The 20,609-nt window shown below is 67.0% G+C and carries 15 protein-coding genes and 1 pseudogene; 7 read left to right on the top strand and 9 right to left on the bottom strand.

Annotated features, from left to right (window positions below):
* The first annotated feature begins 802 nt into the window (after window positions 1-802).
* The 7 genes and pseudogenes from AC1PZ7_RS17930 (at window position 803) to AC1PZ7_RS17960 (ending at window position 13,083) form a co-directional block, all read left to right on the top strand.
* The gene (locus tag AC1PZ7_RS17930) at window positions 803-4,198 is read left to right on the top strand and encodes an autotransporter domain-containing protein (protein ID WP_482356547.1); all 3,396 of its coding nucleotides are present in this window, start codon (window positions 803-805) and stop codon (window positions 4,196-4,198) included.
* Window positions 4,199-4,318: 120 nt separating this feature from the next.
* On the top strand, window positions 4,319-5,125 hold the full coding sequence (locus AC1PZ7_RS17935) for a DeoR/GlpR family DNA-binding transcription regulator (RefSeq protein WP_482356548.1): 807 nt from the start codon (window positions 4,319-4,321) through the stop codon (window positions 5,123-5,125).
* A 496-nt stretch (window positions 5,126-5,621) separates the two neighbouring features.
* Window positions 5,622-7,018 (top strand): annotated as a pseudogene (gene fumC, locus AC1PZ7_RS17940) (class II fumarate hydratase).
* A gap of 88 nt (window positions 7,019-7,106) precedes the next feature.
* Window positions 7,107-8,726 (top strand): NAD-dependent malic enzyme, encoded by a 1,620-nt coding sequence (locus AC1PZ7_RS17945; RefSeq protein WP_482356549.1) that lies wholly within the window; start codon window positions 7,107-7,109, stop codon window positions 8,724-8,726.
* A gap of 1 nt (window position 8,727) precedes the next feature.
* Window positions 8,728-9,987 (top strand): threonine/serine exporter family protein, encoded by a 1,260-nt coding sequence (locus AC1PZ7_RS17950; RefSeq protein WP_482356550.1) that lies wholly within the window; start codon window positions 8,728-8,730, stop codon window positions 9,985-9,987.
* A gap of 120 nt (window positions 9,988-10,107) precedes the next feature.
* The gene (poxB, locus tag AC1PZ7_RS17955; protein WP_482356551.1) at window positions 10,108-11,832 is read left to right on the top strand and encodes a ubiquinone-dependent pyruvate dehydrogenase; all 1,725 of its coding nucleotides are present in this window, start codon (window positions 10,108-10,110) and stop codon (window positions 11,830-11,832) included.
* Window positions 11,833-11,937: 105 nt separating this feature from the next.
* Window positions 11,938-13,083, top strand: a complete 1,146-nt coding sequence (locus tag AC1PZ7_RS17960; protein ID WP_482356552.1) for an ROK family protein — start codon at window positions 11,938-11,940, stop codon at window positions 13,081-13,083.
* Between the two features lie 36 nt (window positions 13,084-13,119).
* On the opposite strand, the gene AC1PZ7_RS17965 is transcribed toward AC1PZ7_RS17960, so the two are convergent.
* The 9 genes from AC1PZ7_RS17965 to AC1PZ7_RS18005 form a co-directional block, all read right to left on the bottom strand.
* The gene (locus AC1PZ7_RS17965; protein ID WP_482356553.1) at window positions 13,120-13,599 is read right to left on the bottom strand and encodes a low affinity iron permease family protein; all 480 of its coding nucleotides are present in this window, start codon (window positions 13,597-13,599) and stop codon (window positions 13,120-13,122) included.
* Window positions 13,600-13,676: 77 nt separating this feature from the next.
* Window positions 13,677-13,868 (bottom strand): DUF3008 family protein, encoded by a 192-nt coding sequence (locus AC1PZ7_RS17970; RefSeq protein WP_482356554.1) that lies wholly within the window; start codon window positions 13,866-13,868, stop codon window positions 13,677-13,679.
* Between the two features lie 76 nt (window positions 13,869-13,944).
* Window positions 13,945-14,451, bottom strand: a complete 507-nt coding sequence (locus tag AC1PZ7_RS17975) for a YciE/YciF ferroxidase family protein (RefSeq protein ID WP_482356555.1) — start codon at window positions 14,449-14,451, stop codon at window positions 13,945-13,947.
* Between the two features lie 128 nt (window positions 14,452-14,579).
* Window positions 14,580-15,017 (bottom strand): hypothetical protein, encoded by a 438-nt coding sequence (locus AC1PZ7_RS17980; RefSeq protein WP_482356556.1) that lies wholly within the window; start codon window positions 15,015-15,017, stop codon window positions 14,580-14,582.
* 181 nt (window positions 15,018-15,198) lie between these two features.
* A complete protein-coding gene (locus tag AC1PZ7_RS17985; RefSeq protein ID WP_482356557.1) occupies window positions 15,199-16,167 on the bottom strand; it encodes a carbohydrate kinase family protein in 969 nt (322 codons plus the stop codon).
* Between the two features lie 27 nt (window positions 16,168-16,194).
* Window positions 16,195-17,631 carry a mannitol dehydrogenase family protein gene (locus AC1PZ7_RS17990; protein ID WP_482356558.1) on the bottom strand — a complete coding sequence of 479 codons (1,437 nt, stop codon included), beginning with the start codon at window positions 17,629-17,631 and terminating at the stop codon, window positions 16,195-16,197.
* Window positions 17,632-17,728: 97 nt separating this feature from the next.
* Entirely contained in the window at window positions 17,729-18,727 is a 999-nt protein-coding gene (locus AC1PZ7_RS17995) for an ABC transporter ATP-binding protein (RefSeq protein WP_482356559.1), read from the bottom strand.
* Window positions 18,728-18,737: 10 nt separating this feature from the next.
* On the bottom strand, window positions 18,738-19,568 hold the full coding sequence (locus tag AC1PZ7_RS18000) for a carbohydrate ABC transporter permease (RefSeq protein WP_482356560.1): 831 nt from the start codon (window positions 19,566-19,568) through the stop codon (window positions 18,738-18,740).
* Between the two features lies 1 nt (window position 19,569).
* Entirely contained in the window at window positions 19,570-20,442 is an 873-nt protein-coding gene (locus AC1PZ7_RS18005; protein WP_482356561.1) for a carbohydrate ABC transporter permease, read from the bottom strand.
* Window positions 20,443-20,609: the final 167 nt, after the last annotated feature.

Below are 20,609 nucleotides of genomic sequence, written 5' to 3' on the forward strand. Positions count from 1 at the left end.
TCATAGGCGCGGTCGGCCATCCGAACGGTGCCGCCCCGCAAGATTTCGACGCTTACTCGGTCGATCACGATCCGCGTGGACGTCGAGCCTGCGCCGTCGCCCGGAGGATTTACCCCCGTGCCCGTTGCCTGTGGGATAGGTGACATGGGCGGTGACCGCGCCTTGCTCGTGCGGGCAGATCGTGACCTTCCGGCCTTTGGGCATATGGGAGGGCTGTAGCAGGTGCTTGTGCCGCAACGCCCCCCCGCGAAAGTGCTGCCCGATAAACGCGCGCGGCGCAGGATGCCGCCAACCGGCATCTTCTTGATGAGAAGAGCGCGATCGCCATTCGACCGACAAGAAATGTACCTTATCGGACAATTTCTCCCGCAAAAGGCGACATGCCATTCCATCATCGAACAATTATCGGATGAAGGGCGGCATGCATCGCCGGCAGCAGGTCGCGCATGACGCTACGACGCAGCCGGTCGCGCGAGATCGGCTCACCCCGAATATATTCAATAATATTCAGTAATTTAAATGATTTTCGACCAAATGAGCAGCCGTCAATGTTTGCAGCTGCAGCATGCTGCCCTGTCTCCGGCGGTGTATCGGGGGGGGGGCTGCCGCGGCGGCGCCTCCCGCGCGCGTGAGCATGTCCAAAGCAATACCAACAAGGCGCGTGTGTCTAAATGTTATCTAAGTGACATACTCATATGTGAAAGCAACAATCCTCGAAACAGCGCCGACCGAGATCCGGGGGCCCTGGTCCATGTGGATATGGGCCGGGAGCGGAAAACTGGGGCATATGGGGATTGGCAAGATGAATATCAGGAACACCCGCCGTCGGCGTGGCTTCAGCCTCGCCAGCATCACGTCGCGGCTCCTCTGCGGCGCCGCACTGACAGTCGTTGGAGCGAACGCCGGTCAGGCGGACGACGGAACGCTTCGCATCCTGACGCTGAACACCTGGGGCGACCAGTACGCCTCCAACCTCGGCGTCACCTCCGATTTCTTCATCAACGGCAATTACGACGTCATCGCTCTGCAGGAATCGCGCACCGACACGAAGTACATTCCGGGCCTCACCCAGATGCTGGGCGATGCCGGGCTCGGCACCTATGCCGGCACCCAGATCAGCGATGTCAGCGTGGTGAGCCGGCTGTCCGGCACGTTCGACGCTAGCACGCTCGGCGACGCGATCGCCTACCAGAAGATCGACGCGCAGAACGGCGTGCCGCAGACCATCATCGGTTCGGTTCATCTCAACTATTACGATGAGCCGAATGCCCGCCTCGACGAGGTGAAGGGGATCAACAGCTGGGCGGCCGACTCCGACACGCCGATCATTCTCGTCGGCGACTTCAATGCCGGCGACGTCTCCGAGCGCGGTCTCCACGGCGCCGAGCAGCAGTCCTATCTCTTCGCCCGCACCATCGTCGACGGCGGCAGTTCCGACCTGTGGAAGCAGCTGGCCAAGGAATACACGCCGGAGGGAAAGACGAGCGAATATGAGGCCTATGCCGCCTCGATGAAGGTGGTCGACGACAACGGCACGGTCCATTATCGCAACGTGATCCAGGACTATTTCGACGCCCATCGCTCGGAGTTTCCCGGCATCTCCAGTATTTCACAGATGAGCTGGCGGCAGTGGGAACAGATCATCGCCAAGGACATGGCGCAGAACGGCGTTACCTTCGAGGACGAGACCTATCCGGTGGCGTCGAACACGCCGGTGACGATGAACGTGCTCAAGAAGCAGTATATGCTGCTCACCACCCCGGCGGATCGGGAGCCCTTCGCGCCGCACGGACTCGGAGACGGCACCACGACCTGGCCCTCGGCCGGCGAGGACGACACCAATACATGGACCAGCTGGGACCGGGTGACGATCGACCATTTCATGGTCTCGCGCCCGTTCGGCAAATGGTACGTCATCGAGGACGATCCGAACGACGCCTATACCGGTGTTCTCGGCGAGGTCGGCAACATCAATGACGGCAGCGCGACGCTCTCCGACCATGAACCGGTCGCGCACACGCTGAAATGGATCGGCCCGGCGCTGGAGACCTATACGGAGACGGTCGACGACGCGACGGTCGAGAAGACCCGTCTCGTCTGGGGCGCGGACGCCCCGGTATTCGCCGACAGCAAGGAATTCTACCTGACGCGCAACAACATGCGCACCGACGTCTATCTCGGGCAGATCTCGGACGAGAACGGCAATCCGATCCTCACCGACCTGACGGAGGAGGAGAAGAAGACCTTGCTCGACTGCAAGAGCACGGATTCCCGCCTGCAGCAGGCGATCGTCGACTATTGCATCGACGATCACAGCTTCATCGGCCAGACGCTGGTGACCGATGGCGGCACCCTCATCGTCGACGAGGACGCCGCGCTCGGCACCTCCGCAGCGAGCCTGCACCTCGACAACGGAACGCTGCGCATCGCCGGCACCGACATGGCGGTTCTCGACCGCTCCGTGGTGCTGGAGGTCGGCGGCGGCGCCATCGAGATCGCCGATGCCGCCAACGCCGTCGCCATCGGCCGGGCGATTTCCGGCGAAGGCAGCCTGACCAAGCTCGGCGAAGGCGCGCTCGGGCTGTTCGGCACCAACACCTATACCGGCGAGACTTTCGTCAGGAACGGCCTGCTTGTCGTCAACGGTTCGATCGCGACTTCCGCGATGACCACGGTGCTCGATGGCGCCGCGCTCGCCGGCATCGGCACCATCGGCAATCTCAAGATCGCATCGGGCGGCATCGTCGCGCCGGGCAACTCGATCGGCACGCTCAACGTCGCGGGTAACCTCACCTTCGAAAGCGGCTCCGCCTATGAGGTCGAGTACGATGCCGAAGGCGCGAGCGACCTGATCGCCGTGACCGGCAAGACCACCATCGAGGGCGGCACGCTGATGAGCATCGGCACTGCCGGCGAATACAAGCCGGAAACCAGCTACACCATCATCAGCTCGGCCGGCGGGATCGAGGGCGCCTTCGGCGAGGTCTCCTCCAGCTTCGCCTTCCTTGACCCGACGCTGGATTATGGCGCGACCGACCTGGTGCTGACGCTGGCGCGCAACGATACCGCCTTCGACCGGATCGGCGCCACCTTCAACCAGCGCTCCGCCGCGCGCGGCGCCGAGAGCCTCGGCTACGGCGCCCCACTCTACGACGCCATCGTCATGCTCGACGAGGAGAGCGCCCGCTCCGCCTTCGCGCAGATCGGCGGCGAGGTGCACGCCTCGACCTACGGCGTCCTGATCGACAACAGCCGCTTCCTGCGCGATGCGGCGAATGAGCGCCTGCGCGCAGCCAGCGGCGAACTGGCGGGTCAGGACATGTCGGTGCTGGCCTACGACAAGGCCGGGCCGGAGCCGGTGGCCGCCGACACCGACCGCTTCGCGGTGTGGGGCCAGTCCTTCGGCTCATGGAGCGACGTCGACGGTGACGGCAACGCCTCGGGCCTGACCAGCAATGTGGGCGGCCTGCTCGCCGGCGCGGATGCGGCGGTCGGCGACGCCTGGCGGGTCGGCCTGCTCGCTGGCTACAGCCGGACGTCGGTCGAACTCGACGATCTCGTCGCCAGCGGTGACGCCGACAACTACCATATCGGCTTCTATGCCGGCTCGCGCTCCGGCCCGCTCGGCCTGAGCCTCGGCGTCGGCCAAACCTGGCACAGCATCGAAACCTCGCGCCAAGTGGCCATTCCCGACCTCAACGAGAGCCTCTCGGCAGACTATGACGCGTCCACCACGCAGGTCTTCGGTGAGCTCCGCTACCGGTTCGATATGGCACGGAGCACGATCGAGCCGTTCCTGAGCCTCGCCTATGTCCACTTCAGCAATGACGGCTTCGTCGAGGATGGCGGCGCCGCCGCGCTCGCCGGTGCGTCCGGCGATCTCGACACGCTGTTCACCACGCTGGGCGCCCGTGCCTCGACCAGCTTCGATATCGGCGCGACGGTGGCCACCCTGCACGGCACGCTCGGCTGGCAGCACGCCTCCGGCGATGTGGTTCCGCAGGCGGTAATGGCGTTCGCCGGCGGCGACGATTTCGGCATCCGCGGGACGCCGATCGCCGAGGACGTCGCCATCATCCGCGCCGGGTTGGACTTCGCGGCCACACCGAACACGACGCTTGGCATAAGTTACTCCGGCCAGTTCGGCTCCGGCCTCGGCGACAACGGCGTCACCGGTCGGCTAAGCATGAAGTTCTGATGCCACGCCGCCTGCCGGGACCGCACGCCCGGCAGGTCCCTAAACGGCTCGATCCATGGGGCGCCCTGATGGACGTCCCATGGATCGAATACTATTTTACGAGCACTATCGAGATTCGAGATGCAGATTCGAGACGAAGAGCGGGATGACGAGGGGAAGAAGGCGCGCCGCCGCGCCTTCCTGGTCAAATATCTCGAGCAGAACCGGCATATCTCGGTCGAAGAGATTGCGAGCCGCTTCTCCGTCACCACGCAGACTGCCCGCCGGGACATTGTCGCGCTGGAACTGGAAGGCAAGGTCCGGCGCCTGCACGGGGGCGCGGTCGCTTCGACGCCGATCGATCCGACCGTCTATCGCCAGCGCCGCATCGCCAATGCGCAGGCCAAGGACGCCATCGGAAGCGCCGTCGCCCGTATCGTGCCCGATAATGCGGCCGTTTTTATCGACACCGGCACGACCTGCGAGGCCGTCGCCCGCGCGCTCACAGCCCACAAGGGCCTGCGCGTCGTCACCTACAGCCTGCGCGTTGCCACGACATTGAGCGAGCGTACCAACTTTGCGGTCGCGGTGCCCGGCGGTTTCGTCCGCCAGGTGGATGGCGGCGTGTTCAGCCAGAATTCGGCCGAGTTCATCCAGGCCTTCAAGTTCGACTTCGTCGTCATCTCGGTCAGCGGCATCGACGAGGACGGCGACATCGGCGATGACGATTATGCCGAAGTCGCAGCGGTCCGGGCGGCCATGCAGCAGGCCGGTAGCGTGATCCTGGCGATCGACAGCAGCAAGTTCGGCAGGCGCGGGTTGGTCCGCCTGGGCTCGCTCCGCGACGTGAACATCCTCGTCACCGATGCCGCGCCGACCGGCAATCTTGCCGCCCTGACCGCCAAGAACGGCGTCAGGCTTCACCTCGTCGAACGCGCACTTGCCTGAGTACCTGCGCGACGAACGACCACGTCATCTCAGCTTCCAGGCTCGCGGATCCGCCACGAGGGACGCTACCTCGGCGAAATCTTTCCGCGCCGCGACGTCGCCCGTCGGAGGGCCCGCGCGACCGAAGCCAGGATCGACCACGACGAGACCTCGCCCCCGTTCTGCCTAGCCGGCCTCGCCCCTCAATGAGCTCATCGATCTTCCAATCGCCGACATGGCCGATGTCGGCAAGGATCCTCGCCGCTCGAAAACGGCAACGCCCGACGCGGTCGCTCGCGCGCGGATCGCGCTGTGCCAGCTTCACAAAATGCCTGCGAGACCGGCGGCAGGCCGGACATCGAAATTGTCGCAGGCTCCTCCCGGGGAAATCGATCCGGTCAAAAAACGACAGGGATTCAGCTTGCTAAGCGCCTCACGAACGGGTTGCATCACCTTGATCAAGCGAGCCTGCTGCCACCATACCCCGCGCTCCAGAAGAGGTTCTCCCGTGACCGAGATGCGCACTGAAACCGACAGCCTTGGCGAGGTCCAGGTTCCCGCGGACAGGCTCTGGGGCGCCCAGACCCAGCGCTCGCTGGAGCATTTCAGCATCGGCAAGGACCTGATGCCCCGCGAGATGATCACCGCCTATGCGACCCTCAAGAAAGGGGCCGCTGCCGCGAACCACAAGGGCGGGCGTCTCCCGGACGAGCCCTTCAGGCTGATCATCGACACTTGCGACGAGATCCTCGCCGGACAGCACCATGACATGTTCCCGCTGCACGTCTGGATGACCGGCTCGGGCACCCAGTTCAACATGAACGTCAACGAGGTGGTCTCGAACCGCTGCTGCCAGATCGCGGGCACCCCGCTCGGCTCCAAGACGCCGGTCCATCCCAACGACCACGTCAACATGTCCCAGTCGTCGAACGATTCCTTCCCGTCGGCGATGCACATCGCGGTAGGCGTCAACGCCACGACGCGCCTCATCCCTGCCGTCGCCGCGCTGCGCGACGCCCTCGCCGCCAAGGCGGAAGAGTGGAAGGACATCGTCAAGATCGGCCGCACCCACATGCAGGATGCGACCCCGCTCACGCTGGGCCAGGAATGGTCCGGCTATGCCGGCATGCTGACCGACGACCTGGAGCGCATCGACGACGCGCTGAAGGGCGTCTACCGCCTCGCCCTCGGCGGCACCGCGGTCGGCACCGGCATCAATGCCGCGCCGGGCTTCGCGGAGGCGGTGGCGGCGGAGATCGCGGCGCTGACGGGCCTGCCCTATGTGACCGCGCCCAACAAGTTCACGGTGCAGGGTGCGCATGACGCGCTGGTGCAGTTCTCCGGCACGCTGCGCACGCTGGCCGCCTCGCTCTACAAGATCGGCAACGACATCCGGCTGATGTCCTGCGGCCCGCGCGCCGGCTTCGCCGAACTGATCATCCCGGAGAACGAGCCTGGCTCGTCCATCATGCCCGGCAAGGTGAACCCCACCCAGGCCGAGGCGCTCACCATGCTGGCGGTGCAGATGATGGGCAACGACGTGGCGGTCGGCTTCGGCGGGGCCAGCGGCTATCTGGAGATGAACGTCTACAAGCCGCTGATCATCTTCAACATCTGCCACTCCATCACGCTGGCCACCGACGGCTGCACCAATTTCCGCCGCTTCCTGGTGGAAGGCGCCAAGCCCAACCTGAAGAAGATGGCCGAAAATGTCGCTCGCTGATGCTGGTGACGGCGCTGGCGCCGGTGATCGGCTACGACAAGGCGTCCAGGATCGCGCACCACGCCATGGACAAGGACCTCACTCTCAGGGAGGCCGCCCTCGAACTTGCCTATGTCACGGAGGAGGAGTTCGACCGCGTCGTCGATCCCGCCAAGATGGTGAAGCCCTACGTGGCGCACGAGAACAGCTGAGGCCGGAAATCGTGTCTCCGGCCGCCCGGGCCGCGGGAGTTCGCTTGCCACCGGCCCATGGCCACCCCAAGCCCAAGGACACCGTTCCATGACCGTCTCCGGCCCGTCCATCCTTCACGATCCTACGCTCAACCGCGGCAGCGCCTTCACGAGTGAGGAGCGCGCGCGCCTCGGCCTCGACGGCTTCCTGCCCCCGGGCGTCGATACGCTGCAGACCCAGATCGCCCGCGTGCACCTGCAGCTGAGCACGCTCGACAACGACCTGCAGAAATATCTCCTGCTGAGTGATCTGCAGGCGCGCAACGAGACGCTCTATTACGCCACGCTCATGTCCGACCCGGCGACCTTCATGCCGCTGGTCTACACGCCGACGGTGGGCGAGGCCTGCCAGAAATACGACCATATATTGCGGGCCACGCGCGGCCTCTATCTGCCCATCACCGCCAAGGGGCGGCTGAAGTCGCTCATCGCCAACTGGCCGAACAAGGATATCCGCTTCATCGTCGTGACCGACGGCGAGCGCATCCTCGGCCTCGGCGACCTCGGGGTGAACGGCATGGGCATCCCGGTGGGAAAGCTCGCGCTCTATACGGTGTGCGCCGGCGTGCCGCCGGAGATGACGCTGCCGATCACGCTGGACGTGGGCACCAACAACCAGATCTATCTGGACGATCCGCTCTATCTCGGCCTGCGCCAGCCGCGCGTGCGGGGGGCGGAGTACGACGCCTTCATCGAGGAATTCGTCACCGCCATCGGCGAGCTTTTCCCCAAATGCTGCCTCCAGTGGGAGGACTTCGCCAACATCAACGCGGTGCCGATCCTGGAGCGCTACAAGGACCGCACCTGCACCTATAATGACGACATCCAGGGCACGGCGGCCGTCGCCGTCGCCGGCATCTATGGCGCGCTGCGCATCTCCAAGCAGAAGCTGACCGACCAGACCTTCCTGTTCCTCGGCGGCGGGTCGGCGGCGACCGGCATCGCCGAACTAATCAGCGAAGCGATGGTGCTGGAAGGCGCAACCATCGAGGAGGCGCGCGCGCGCAACTGGCTGTTCGACGTCAACGGCCTGATGGTGGATTCCCGCACCGACATCGCCGCGTTCCAGAAGCCGTTCGCCCACGATCATGCCCCCCTCACTTCCTTCGTCGAGGCGATCGAGCAGATCAAGCCCACCGGAATCATCGGCGTCAGCACGGTGCCGAAACTGTTCAACCAGGCGGTCATCGAGGCCATGGCCGGCATCAATGAGCGGCCGATCATCTTCCCCTATTCCAACCCCACCTCGCGCTCCGAATGCACGGCGGAGGAAGCCTACAAATGGTCGGAAGGCCGGGCGATCTTCGCCTCGGGAAGCCCGTTCCAACCGGTCAAGCTGGGCGACAAGACCTTCGTTCCCGGGCAGGGCAACAACGTCTACATCTTCCCGGCCATGGGCATGGCGGTGCTGGCGACGCAGGCGACCCGCGTCACCCAGGACATGTTCATCGTCGCGGCGCAGGCGGTGGCGGAGCTGGTGACGCAGGAAGAGCTGGACACCGGCCTCATCTATCCGCCCCAGCACGACATCCGCGCCGCCTCGCTCCATGTGGCGGCGCGCATCGCCGCGCGGATCTTCGACAACGGCCTCGCCCGTGTCGAGCGACCCGCCGACATCGCCGCCCATATCGCGGAAATGGCCTATCAGCCTGCCTATCCGGCGGTCTGACATGGGGCAGCCGTCGCCCGCCGAGGAGGAGGCCATCGCGCTCCTGCGCGCCTGCGCCTTCCTTCTGTTCTGCAATGGACAGACGACGGAACGCACGGTGCGCAGCCTGACGCGTCTTGCCGCCCATTTCGGGCTGACGGTGTCCGTCGGCCCGCGATGGGGCGAGGTGGCGCTGCGCTTCGCCGTAACGGCGCAGGGGGAGCGGCTCGAGATCGTGCCCGCCACCCCGATCGGCGTGGAGATGCACAAGGTCATCGAAACGCTGAAGATCATGGATGCGGTGTGCGAGGGGCGGCTCACGCCGGGCGCGGCGCTGGGAGAGCTCGAGGGGGTGCGCCGCCTGCCTCCGGTCTCACTGCTGCGCTTCGCCAGCCTCGCAGGAGCCGGCGCGGCGGCGCTGGCCCTCATCTTCGGCGCCGCCAACCCCGTTACCCTGCTGCTGGTGTTCGTGAGTGCCTTTGCGGGCGCCTGCCTGCGGCGCGGCCTCGCGCGCCTGTTCCCCACGCCCCTGCCGCAGCCGCTCGGCGCGGCCCTGCTGGCCGGGCTGGTGGCCGTGGGTGCGGCCCACCTGATGCCGACGGCGGCGGTGTTCGTGATCGCCCTGTGTCCCTGCATGGTGCTGGTGCCCGGCCCGCATCTGCTGAACGGGGCGATCGACCTGGCGCGCATGCGTCTGCCGCTGGCGCTGGAACGCCTGTCCTATGCCGGCCTGCTGATGCTGCTGATCACGGTGGGCCTGATTGCGGGCATGTCCATCGGCGGTCAGAGCCTTCCGCTGGCAGGCGGCGGCAGCAGCGTCGCGCTCGGCGTGGACGTGGTCGCGGCCGGCATCGCCATCGCCGCCTACGGGACGTTCTTCTCCATGCCATGGCGGATGCTGCCCCTTCCCATGGCGGTGGGCATGGTGGGCCATGCGCTACACTGGGCGGTGCTCGCCATCGGTGGAGGCGCGGCGACCTCCTCCTTCATCGCCTGCCTGTTCGTCGGCGCGGTGGTAACGCCCCTCAGCAACCGCCTTCACATGCCCTTCGCCGCCTTCGCCTTCGCCTCGGTGGTCTCGCTGATCCCCGGTTCCTTCGTGTTCCGAATGGCCGACGGCCTGATCGGGCTCGCCGATGCGGGACCGGGTGCCTCCCCGCAACTGCTGACGGCGGCGGTGATGGACGGCACCATCGCCATCGCCGTCATGATCGCCATGGCCTTCGGGCTCATCCTGCCTAAAATGCTGATCGAACAAATCGAACCACCATCCGACACCTGAGGCGGACGCTCGTCATGTCCACGGGTGTGCCCCGGCCCGTGCGGCGTCCTCCTTCACCCTATCCCCGATCTCGCGCGACAGCCTGGTGTCTTCCGGCCCGACTCCATAGGAGAACCGACCATGAGCATGACCATTGCAGACCTTCTGGCGCACACGCTCGCCAATGCCGGCGTGAAGCGCATCTGGGGCGTGACCGGCGACAGTCTCAACGGGCTGAATGACAGCCTCCGGCGGCTCGGTCGCATCGACTGGATGCATGTGCGCCATGAAGAAACGGCGGCCTTCGCCGCTGGCGCGGAAGCCGCCATCACCGGCGAACTCGCGGTCTGCGCGGGGAGCTGCGGACCGGGCAACCTGCATCTCATCAACGGCCTGTTCGACTGCCAGCGCAACCATGTGCCGGTGCTGGCCATCGCCGCGCAGATCCCCTCGTCCGAGATCGGCCTTGGCTATTTCCAGGAGACGCATCCGCAGGACCTGTTCCGGGAATGCAGCCATTTCGTCGAGCTGGTGTCGAATCCCGCGCAGATGCCGGAGGTCCTGCACCGGGCGATGCGCGCCGCCATTGGCTGCCGGGGCGTTGCCGTCGTCGTTCTGCCGGGAGATGTGGCGCTGAAGCCGGCGCCCGCCGGAGCCGCGACCGGATGGCCGGCGTTGGCCGAACCGCGGGTGCTTCCGGCGGAGGCGGAGGTCGAGCGCCTGGCCGACCTCCTGAACGGATCGGAGCGCGTGACCATCCTGGCCGGCAGCGGCTGCGCGGGCGCGCATGATCAGGTCGTGGCGCTGGCCGATCGGCTCGCCGCGCCGATGGTCCATGCCCTGCGTGGCAAGGAACATGTCGAATGGGACAATCCGTTCGACGTCGGCATGACCGGGTTCATCGGCTTTTCCTCCGGCTACCAGGCGATGCTGGATTGCGACACGCTGCTGATGCTCGGCACAGACTTTCCCTACCGCAACTTCTATCCGGACAAGGCCCGGATCGTGCAGGTCGACCGCGACCCCGCCGCGCTTGGCAAGCGCGCGCCGCTCGCGCTCGGCATCGTCGGCGATGTGGGCGAGACGCTCGCAGCCCTGCTGCCGCGGCTGAAGGAAGGGCGCAGCCGCTCGTTCCTCGACACCGCCAGGGCGCATTATGCGAAGGCCCGCGAGGGGCTCGACGACCTCGCCCGCCCCTCCAAGGCGGGGCAGCCGATTCACCCCCAGTACCTCACCCGGATGGTCAGCGAGATCGCCGCGGACGATGCGATCTTCACCGCCGATGTCGGCACGCCGACGGTGTGGGCGGCGCGCTATCTGAAGATGAACGGCCAGCGCCGGCTGCTCGGCTCGTTCAACCACGGCTCGATGGCCAATGCCATGCTCCAGGCCATCGGGGCGCAGGCCGCTGCGCCGCGGCGGCAGGTGATCTCGCTCTCGGGCGACGGCGGCTTCACCATGATGATGGGCGACTTCCTGTCGCTCGTGCAGCTCGGCCTGCCGGTAAAGGTGGTGGTGTCGAACAACGGCTCGCTGGGCTTCGTCGCGATGGAGATGAAGGCCGGCGGCTATCTTGCCACCGGCACCGACCTGCAGAACCCGAACTTCGCCGCGATGGCCGAGACGATTGGCGTCAAGGGCATCCGGGTCGAGGATTCCGCCGATCTGGCCCAGGCGCTGCGCGATGCCTTCGCCCATCCCGGGCCCGCGCTCGTCGACGTGGTCACCGCCAAGCAGGAACTGGTGATGCCGCCGGAAATCAAAATCGAACAGGCCAAGGGGTTCAGCCTCTATATGCTCCGGGCGATCATCAACGGCCGGGGCGACGAGATCGTCGAACTCGCCCGAACCAACCTCCTCCGCTGACCATCGGGCCGGTGGTCAGCGTCCCGCAGGCATGTGCGGCGTGGAACACCCGTCGCTCTCGCCCGTTCTCGACAGGACGCGGCGCGTGGCAGGGGTGGTCCGGCGGTGACGAGAACGAGGAGCGCGGCCGGGAAAACCAGGGAGACGCCGCCGGACGTCGCGACGCATGGCGCGGCGACCCTCACGGCAGTGACGGTCGACAGCTTCAATGCGCAGCTGCGCGACGAGGACGGGTTCATCGGCGACCGCGCCCGGCGTGCCGCCTTCTTCGAGATTTTCGATCGCTGGCGCGATCTCGGCGACCGCAAGTTGTCCGTTCTCGGCGAGACGCCGACGGCGGAACTGTCGAAGGCGCAGATCGACCAGGCGCTGGCCGAGGGCAAGCCGCATGAGCAGGCGCTGATTCACAGCGCCATCGAGGAATACGCGCATGAGCTGTTCGCCATCATCCGGCGCCTGCTGCGCACGAAAGACTGGCGAGGCACGCAGCACATCGCCATCGGCGGCGGGCTGAAGGCCGGCCGCTTCGCCGCGATCGCCATCGCCCGCGCGGAACTGCTGGCGCGCCGCGACGGCATCGAGATCGAGCTGCGCCCGATCCGCAACGACCCGGACGAGGCCGGCCTGATCGGCGCCGCGCATCTGGCGCCGAGCTGGATGTTCGCGAACTTCGACGACATCCTCGCCGTCGACATCGGCGGCACCAATATGCGCTGCGGCATCGTCCGGCTCAATCTCGACAAGGCAGCGGATCTCTCAAAGGCGCGGGTGCGCGCCATGGAGCTGTGGCGCCACGGCGACGAGGAGCCCAAGCGCGAGGAGGCCATCGGGCGCCTCGTCGCGATGCTGGAGAAGCTCATCCGTCAGGCCGGCAAGGACGATCTTCGGCTGGCGCCGTTCATCGGCGTCGGCTGCCCCGGCTTCATCGCCGCCGACGGCTCGATCGAGACCGGCGCACAGAATCTGCCGGGCAACTGGGAAAGCTCGCGCTTCAACCTGCCCGCCGCGCTCTGGGAGGCAATTCCCTCCATAGACGGGCACGAGACGGCGGTGGTCATGCACAATGACGCCGTGGTTCAGGGGCTGAGCGAAGTCCCCTTCATGCAGGATGTCGCGCATTGGGGCGTGCTGACCATCGGCACCGGGCTGGGCAATGCCCGCTTCACCAACCGCGCCCACCCCGATGAGCCGGGCACGGCGCGCAAGAACGCGGCGCGCGCAAAGGACAAAGACGCCAAGGACAAGGACTGACCGCCCGGACAGGCGCCGGGCCGGTCGCCTGGGTGGTCATGCGCCGGAAGGCGGCGCGCGCTTCGGGGAACGGCCGGAGCCGCCTCGACGTGGACGGTGTTCGGGCGCGCCGTCCTCCCCGCCCTCGCGTTCGCGACGGGCGAGAGCCTCGTACTCCGACCGGATTTCCTCCAGGGCGTCGTCGTCAAGCTCTTCGAGATCGAGCAGCACCCGGCGCGTGCCCTCGGTCCGCGCGATCAGTTCATCGATCTTGATGTGGAGCGCCGCCGTGTCGCGGTTCTGGCTGTTCTGGATCACGAACACCATCAGGAAGGTGATGATGGTGGTCGAGGTATTGATGATGAGCTGCCAGGTGTCGCCGAAGCCGACGAAGGGGCCGGTGAGCGCCCACAGCACGATGAGGCCGGCGGCGGCGGCGAACGTCACCGGCTTGCCCGCCTGCATCGACACCCATTGCGAAAACCGCGTGAAGAACGAGCGCGTCGGCTGACCCGAGCGCGTGCTGCTGAGCGCCATCCGATAGCCCCACGAGGATCGTCGAACGAGGACGCCCGACCGTCCCGATGACGGCCGGGCTACGGCGTCGCCAGTGGTCAGTGACGGGTCTGCACCCGTTCCGGCTTGCCCTTGCGTCTTGTGCTGGCGAACTCTTCGAGCTGCGTCTCGGACATGGATTTCTCCATGGAGCGCGAGGCGCCCTTGAGATCGCTCTTCTTCGTCTCGCCGCGCTTGGCCGCGAGAGCCGCGCCGGCGGCCATCTGCTGGGCCTTGGATTTCGCGGGCATGGCTGTCTCCCTTGCGATGATCCGGCGCCGGTCTGCCATGGGGGAAGCATGGAGACCGGCGCCGCTGGATGCCGGCTTACTCGGCCGCGTGCAGATTGACCCGGGACTCCGCCAGCTTGGTCAGCTTGACGTCGGCGCTCTTCTCCTCGCTCAGGTTCTTGGCGAGGACGGCGGCGCAGTCGGGACGACCCAGCAGCTTGGCCCAGGAGATGAGCGTGCCGTAGCGGGTGATCTCGTAATGCTCGACCGCCTGGGCGGCGGCGATCAGCGCCGCGTCGAGCACCTGCTTGTCCGCCACGTCGCCGGCGACCTCATCGGCCTCGTCGAGGATGCCGTCAATGGCCGGGCAGTTGACCGCCTTCGCCTCGACGCCATGCATCTTGAACACTTCCTCGAGGCGCAGGATGTGGTTCTCGGTCTCGCCGAGATGCGCCTTGAAGTCCGCCTTGAGCTGCGGATCGCCCGCCTTCCTGATCATAGTCGGCAGCGACTTGGCGATCTTCTTCTCGGCGTAATAGATGTCCTGGAGCGTATGGACGAACAGATCGTCCATCGACTTGATGTCTTTCGAGAACAGACCCATGGTAAATTCCTCCTTCAGGAGCGGTATTCCTGTGAATGTTCGGTAACACGGTGCGTTCGACACGATCTCTGTGCCGTTCAGCACAGGGAAAACCGCTTAATCGAGGCAACGTTCCCGAATTTCTGCGTTTAAGACTGCGCCAGGGGCTGGAGCGGCGCCGGTCCCGGTTGGCGCGGCGGAAGCTCCAAGGGCAGCGGCAACGGCTCGTCCTCGGGTTCGCCGACATCGGGCGTGATGGCCGGATCGGGATCGGGTGGCTCCACCGGATCGTCGATGCCGGGCGGCGGGCGGTCGCGTGGAGGCGCGCGCGACGGCTTCGGAGCGGCGATCGGGTCGACGCCGCCCGCGCCATGCGCGCTCCTGCGCGGCGGAGGCGGCGCCGGCGGCGGGTCGCTGATGTCTGGCGGGTCCGGGTCGCGAATGTCCGGCACATCCGGGTCGCGCACCGGTGGCCGGACCGGATCGCGGATTGGCGCGGGAACGGGGACCGGATTGCCGTCCGGCATTGGCGGCACGCCCGGCGCGGGCGAAGGCGGTGTGTCGGGGGTCGGCTGGCTACGGGTCATGAGGTCTCCTCCCGTTCTGGCCGTGTCGAGGGTCAACGTCCCCCGCATGGCCGGGTTCCGGCGGAAGGGACGGCACACGGCCCGGAAGGCGGGAAAGCCGCACGGCCCTGTACATTCGCGCGACCGGCGCGCGGTCGGGTTCCCCGATATCGACGCCGGGCCCTGCCCGGCGGATGCGCGCTCAGGCGAGGTCGGCGACTTCGCTCCGCCAGGGCGGATTGGCGCCCACCCGCGTGACCGAGATGGCCGCCGCCCGGATGGCGAAGACCAGCGCCGGTTCGAGCGCCTCGGCGGAAAGCCCGGCGAGCGCTTCCGGCGTCGCCAGCCCGCGCTCGACCAGCGCGCACAGGAAGGCCGCGTTGAAGGTGTCGCCCGCCCCCACCGTGTCGGCAACCGTCACCACCTGCCCCAGCACGGCGACATCGAGGCCCGCGCCGAAGGCCCGCGCCCCATCCGCACCCAGCGTGATCAGCACGAGGCGCGGCCCCATCGCCTGCACCGCGCGCGCCTGCGTGGCGAGATCGCCCGGTCCGGTCAGCCAGAACAGATCCTCGTCGGAGAGCTTCACCACATGGCTGAGGCCTATGAGCCGGCGGATGCGGGCACGATAGGCCGCCTCGTCGCGGATGAAGCCGGGGCGGATATTGGGGTCGAGCATGATCAGCCGCCCCTGCCCGTCGCCCGCCGTCCTCGCCGCCAGCGCCTCCATGGCCGAGCCCACCGGCTCGCCCACGAGGCTGATGCCGCCGAAGAACAGCACGCCAATATCCGCCGGCAGGTCGGGGATGTCGGCCGGCGTCAGCATCCGGCCGGCGGTGTTCTCGTCGAGGAAGAGATAGCGCGCCTGCCCCTCGACCAGCGTCACGAAGGCGAGTGTCGAGGGCCGCTCGACCGGCGCGCACAGGCCGCTGTCCACACCGGCGGCATCGAGCGCGGCGCGGAGCTGCACGCCGAACATGTCGGTGGACAGGCCGTACCAGAACCGCGTGTTCACGCCGAGGCGGGCGGCCGCGATGGCGGTGTTGAACACCGCCCCGCCCGGCAGCGGCAGGAAGGCCTGCCCTTCCGGCGTCGGACGCGGCACCATGTCGATCAGCGCCTCGCCGGCACAGAGGAGAACCGGCGCGTGCGCCTGTGCGGGAGCGGACATGATCGAACCTCGTGACCGGATCGGGCCTCAGCGCGCGAGATAGTCGCCCAGCACCGCCCGCGTGCCCTTCGCCCATAGCGCGTCGAGCGCGCGCGCGAAAGCCGCCACGACGTCGGTGTCTCGGTAGAGTTCGCCATAGACCTCGCTCATGGCGAGCCATGCCGCCGGGTCGGCCTTCGCCTTCCGCGCCCGAACCGTCAGTTCGTCCCAGTTGGGGTCGTTCGGCTCGATCGCCGCGCCGCTGTCGCTCACCCCGGCGCAGTAGCGGCACCACAGCGCGGATTCGAGGATCAGTCCCTGCGGCAGGCGGCCGGCGGCACGGTTGTCGCGGATCGAGGGCACGATGAATTTCGGCTGGCGGTTCGAGCCGTCGAGGCAGAGCCGGCGCACCGTGTCCGCCACTTCCGGATTGGCGAAGCGCTCGCGGATGATCGCGTAATAGGCGTGAAGGTCGGTGTCCGGCACCGGCGGTACGATAGGAATGATCTCCTCGCGCTCCACCTTGTCGAGAAAAGCGGAGATGAGCGGCTCCTCCATCGCCTCGTGCACGAGCGCGACATCCATCAGTCCGCCGGGATAGGCGATGATGGCGTGGCCGCCATTGAGAATGCGGATCTTCATCGCCTCATAGGCGTGGACATGATCGGTGAAGACGACGCCGACCTTCTCCAGCGCCGGGCGGCCGGCGGGGAAATGATCCTCCAGCACCCATTGGCGGAACGGCTCGCAGGTCACCGGCACCGGATCGTCGAGCCCGAACGCCGCCGCCATGGCCCGCTCGCGCTCGCCGGTGGCGGGGGTGATGCGGTCGACCATGCCATTGGGGAAGGCGACATTGGCCTCGACCCAGGCGGCGAAGTCCGGATCGGAGAGCCGCGCCAGCCCTACCACCACCTGCCGGGTGACGTTGCCATTGCCGGGAAGGTTGTCGCAGGACATCACGGTGAAGGGCGGCAGCCCCGCGGCGCGGCGCGCCCTCAGCGCGGCGAGGATGGCGCCGAACGCGGTCTCCGGCGAGCCGGGATTGGCCGCGTCGGCCTTGATGGCGGGCGCCGCCGTGTCGAGCCGGCCGGCCGAATCCATGAAGTAGCCGCCTTCCGTCACCGTCAGGCTGACGATGCGAATCTCCGGCTTCGACATGGCGGCGATCAGCGCGCCATTGCCCGGCTCGACCGGCAGGAAGTCGATCATCGCCCCGATGCGGCGCGCGCGCCGGCCGGTGGGGTCGAGCTCGATCACGGTGGAGAGGCAGTCCTGCGCCTTCAGCGCCGCGCGCATCGCGGCATCGGCCGGGCGCACGCCGGCGCCGATGATGGCCCAGTCATGGCCCTCGCCGAGGGCGAACAGGTCGTCGAGATAGACCGCCTGATGGGCGCGGTGGAAATTGCCGAGGCCGATATGCACGATGCCCGGCGTCAGGCGGGCGCGGTCATAGGCGGGGAGCGCGAAGGCGGGGGTCGTCATGTCTCAGGTCTTCCGGTTGTCGCCGCGGCATCGGCGACGCTGAAATCGGCCGCGCGGGGGAGCGAGAATACGGCCGTGACGGCCGGGTCCCCGCCCGTCACGCGATGGCCATTCCCGTGGGGTCGAAGCGGTGGAGCTTGTCGGCCTGCGGGGCGAGGCTCACCCGCGCGCCGTGGCGCAAGGGAACGTCGCCGCCGACACGAACGTTGATCTGGCCGATGCCCTCCACGTCGACCTTCAGGAAGGTGTCCGAGCCGAGGTGCTCGCACAGCCCGACCATGCCCTTCCACGGCCCGTCCTCGACGAGGTCGATATGCTCGGGCCGGATGCCGAGCGTGTGGGCGCCATGCTTGGCCGCCTCCGCGCCCTCGACGAGGTTCATCTTCGGGCTGCCGATGAAGCCGGCGACGAAGAGGTTGGCCGGTGCGCGGTAGAGGTCCAGCGGGCTGCCGACCTGCTCGATGCGCCCGGCATTCAGCACCACGATGCGGTCGGCCATGGTCATGGCCTCCACCTGGTCATGGGTGACGTAGACCATGGTGGTCTTGAGCGTGTGGTGCAGTTCGGAGATTTCCTGCCGCATCGAGACGCGCAGCGCCGCGTCGAGATTGGACAGCGGCTCGTCGAACAGGAACGCCGCCGGCTCGCGCACGATGGCGCGGCCGATGGCGACGCGCTGGCGCTGGCCGCCGGAAAGCTGGCTCGGCTTGCGGTCGAGATAGGGGGTGAGGTTCAGCACCTTCGCCGCCGCCTCCACCTTGCGCTGCTGCTCCTCGGCCGGCAGACCCGCCATGCGCAGCGGGAAGGCGATGTTCTTGGCCACGCTCATATGCGGGTAGAGCGCGTAGCTCTGGAACACCATGGCGAGGCCGCGCTTTGCCGGCGGCAGCCTTGTCGCGTCCTTGCCGTCGATGGAAATGGTGCCGGACGTGGTGTCCTCCAGCCCGGCGATGAGGCGCAGCAGGGTGGACTTGCCGCAGCCCGAGGGGCCGACGAACACCACGAACTCGCCATCGGGGATGACGAGGTCGATCCCCTGGATGATCGACACGCCGCCGAAGGACTTCCTGACCTCGGAAAGAACGATCTCGCCCATGGGTCTCTCCCTATTTCACGGCGCCGAAGGTCAGCCCGCGCACGAGCTGCTTCTGGCTGAACCAGCCCAGGATCATGATGGGCGCGATGGCCATGGTGCTGGCGGCCGACAGCTTGGCGTAGAACAGCCCTTCCGGGCTCGAATAGCTGGCGATGAAGGCGGTGAGCGGCGCGGCGGTCGCCGCCGTCAGGTTCAGCGTCCAGAAGCTCTCGTTCCAGGCGAGGATGACGTTGAGCAGCAGCGTCGAGGCGATGCCCGGCACGGCCATGGGCGTCAGCACGTAGAGGATTTCCGACGACAGCGTGGCGCCGTCCATGCGCGCGGCTTCCAGTATCTCGCCGGGGATCTCCTTGAAGTAGGTGTAGAGCATCCACACGATGATCGGCAGGTTGACCAGCGTCAGCACGATGACGAGGCCGGTCTTGGTGTCGAGCAGGCCGGCATCGCGGGCCAGCAGGTAGATCGGTACCAGAACGCCCACCGCCGGCAGCATCTTGGTGGAGAGCATCCACATCAGGAGGTCCTTGGTCCGCCTGCCGGGCACGAAGGCCATCGACCAGGCGGCGGGCACCGCGATGATCAGCCCGACTACGGTGGAGCCGACGGAGATCACCACCGAGTTCCAGAAATGCGCGAGGTAGTCGGAGCGCTGGTTCACCGTCTCGTAATTCTCCAGCGTCCAGTCGAAGAACAGGAAGGAGGGATGCTGCGCGATCGCCTCGCCCTCCGTCTTGAAGGAGGTCAGCACCGTCCAGAGGATTGGGAAGAAGATCAGCAGCGCCACGCCCCAGGCGAGGACGGTGGTCGCGGCCTTGCGGCCCGTGGAAGCCTCGCGTGCCATGTCATGCCTCCAATTTCTTGCCGATCATCCGCATCAGGAAGATCGCGACGATGTTGGCGAGGATGACGGCGACGATGCCGCCGGCGGAACCGAGGCCCACGTCGAACTGCAGCATGGACTGCATGTAGACGAGGAAGGTCAGCGTGGTGGAGGCCGTGCCCGGCCCGCCATTGGTGGTGACGAGGATTTCGGCGAAGACCGACAGCAGGAAGATGGTCTGGATCAGCACCACCACCGTCATCGCCCGCATCAGGTGCGGAATGGTGAGATGCACGAAGCGCCAGAGCGGGCCGGCGCCGTCCATTTCGGCCGCTTCCATCTGTTCGCGGTCGAGGCTCTGCATCGCCGTGAACAGGATCAGCGTGGCGAAGGGCAGCCACTGCCAGGCGACGATGGCGATGATGGAGGCCAGCGGCGCGTCGGCGAAGAAGTCGATCGGCTCCAGCCCCAGTCCGCGCGCAAGTGCCGCGAACAGCCCGTTCACCGGGTTCATCAGCATGTTCTTCCACACCAGCGCGGACACGCTCGGCATGACGAAGAACGGCGCGATGACGAGGATGCGCACGATCCCCTGCCCCCACATGGGCTGGTCGAGCAGCACCGCCAGCCCCACCCCGCCGACCACGGTGATCAGCAGCACGCCGAAGACCAGCGTCAGCGTGTTGAGCAGCGCGGGCCAGAAGGCCGGGTCGGTGAAGAAATAGAAATAGTTCTCGAATCCGGTGAATTCCTCGGTTCCCGGCATCAGCAGGTTGAAGCGCAGGAAGGAGAAATAGACGGTCATGCCCAGCGGCACGATCATCCAGAGAAACAGCAGGATGACCGCCGGGGAGAGCATCAGCCGGCCGGCAATGCGTGAGGCTTGCGTCGCCATGGATGGTCTCCCTGGCCGGAGCACGCCGCGGGCGGCAGGCGCCACGGGCTTTGGGTTGACGGAACGGGTCGGGACTGGCGGGACGGAGAGCGGCGCAACCGCGGCGCGTCCACGTCGGGCCTAGTCCCGACGCGGCCCGGAAGCGGGAGATCCCGGGCCGCGTCGGG

The sequence above is a fragment of the Ancylobacter sp. TW_SC_1 genome (assembly GCF_056836805.1).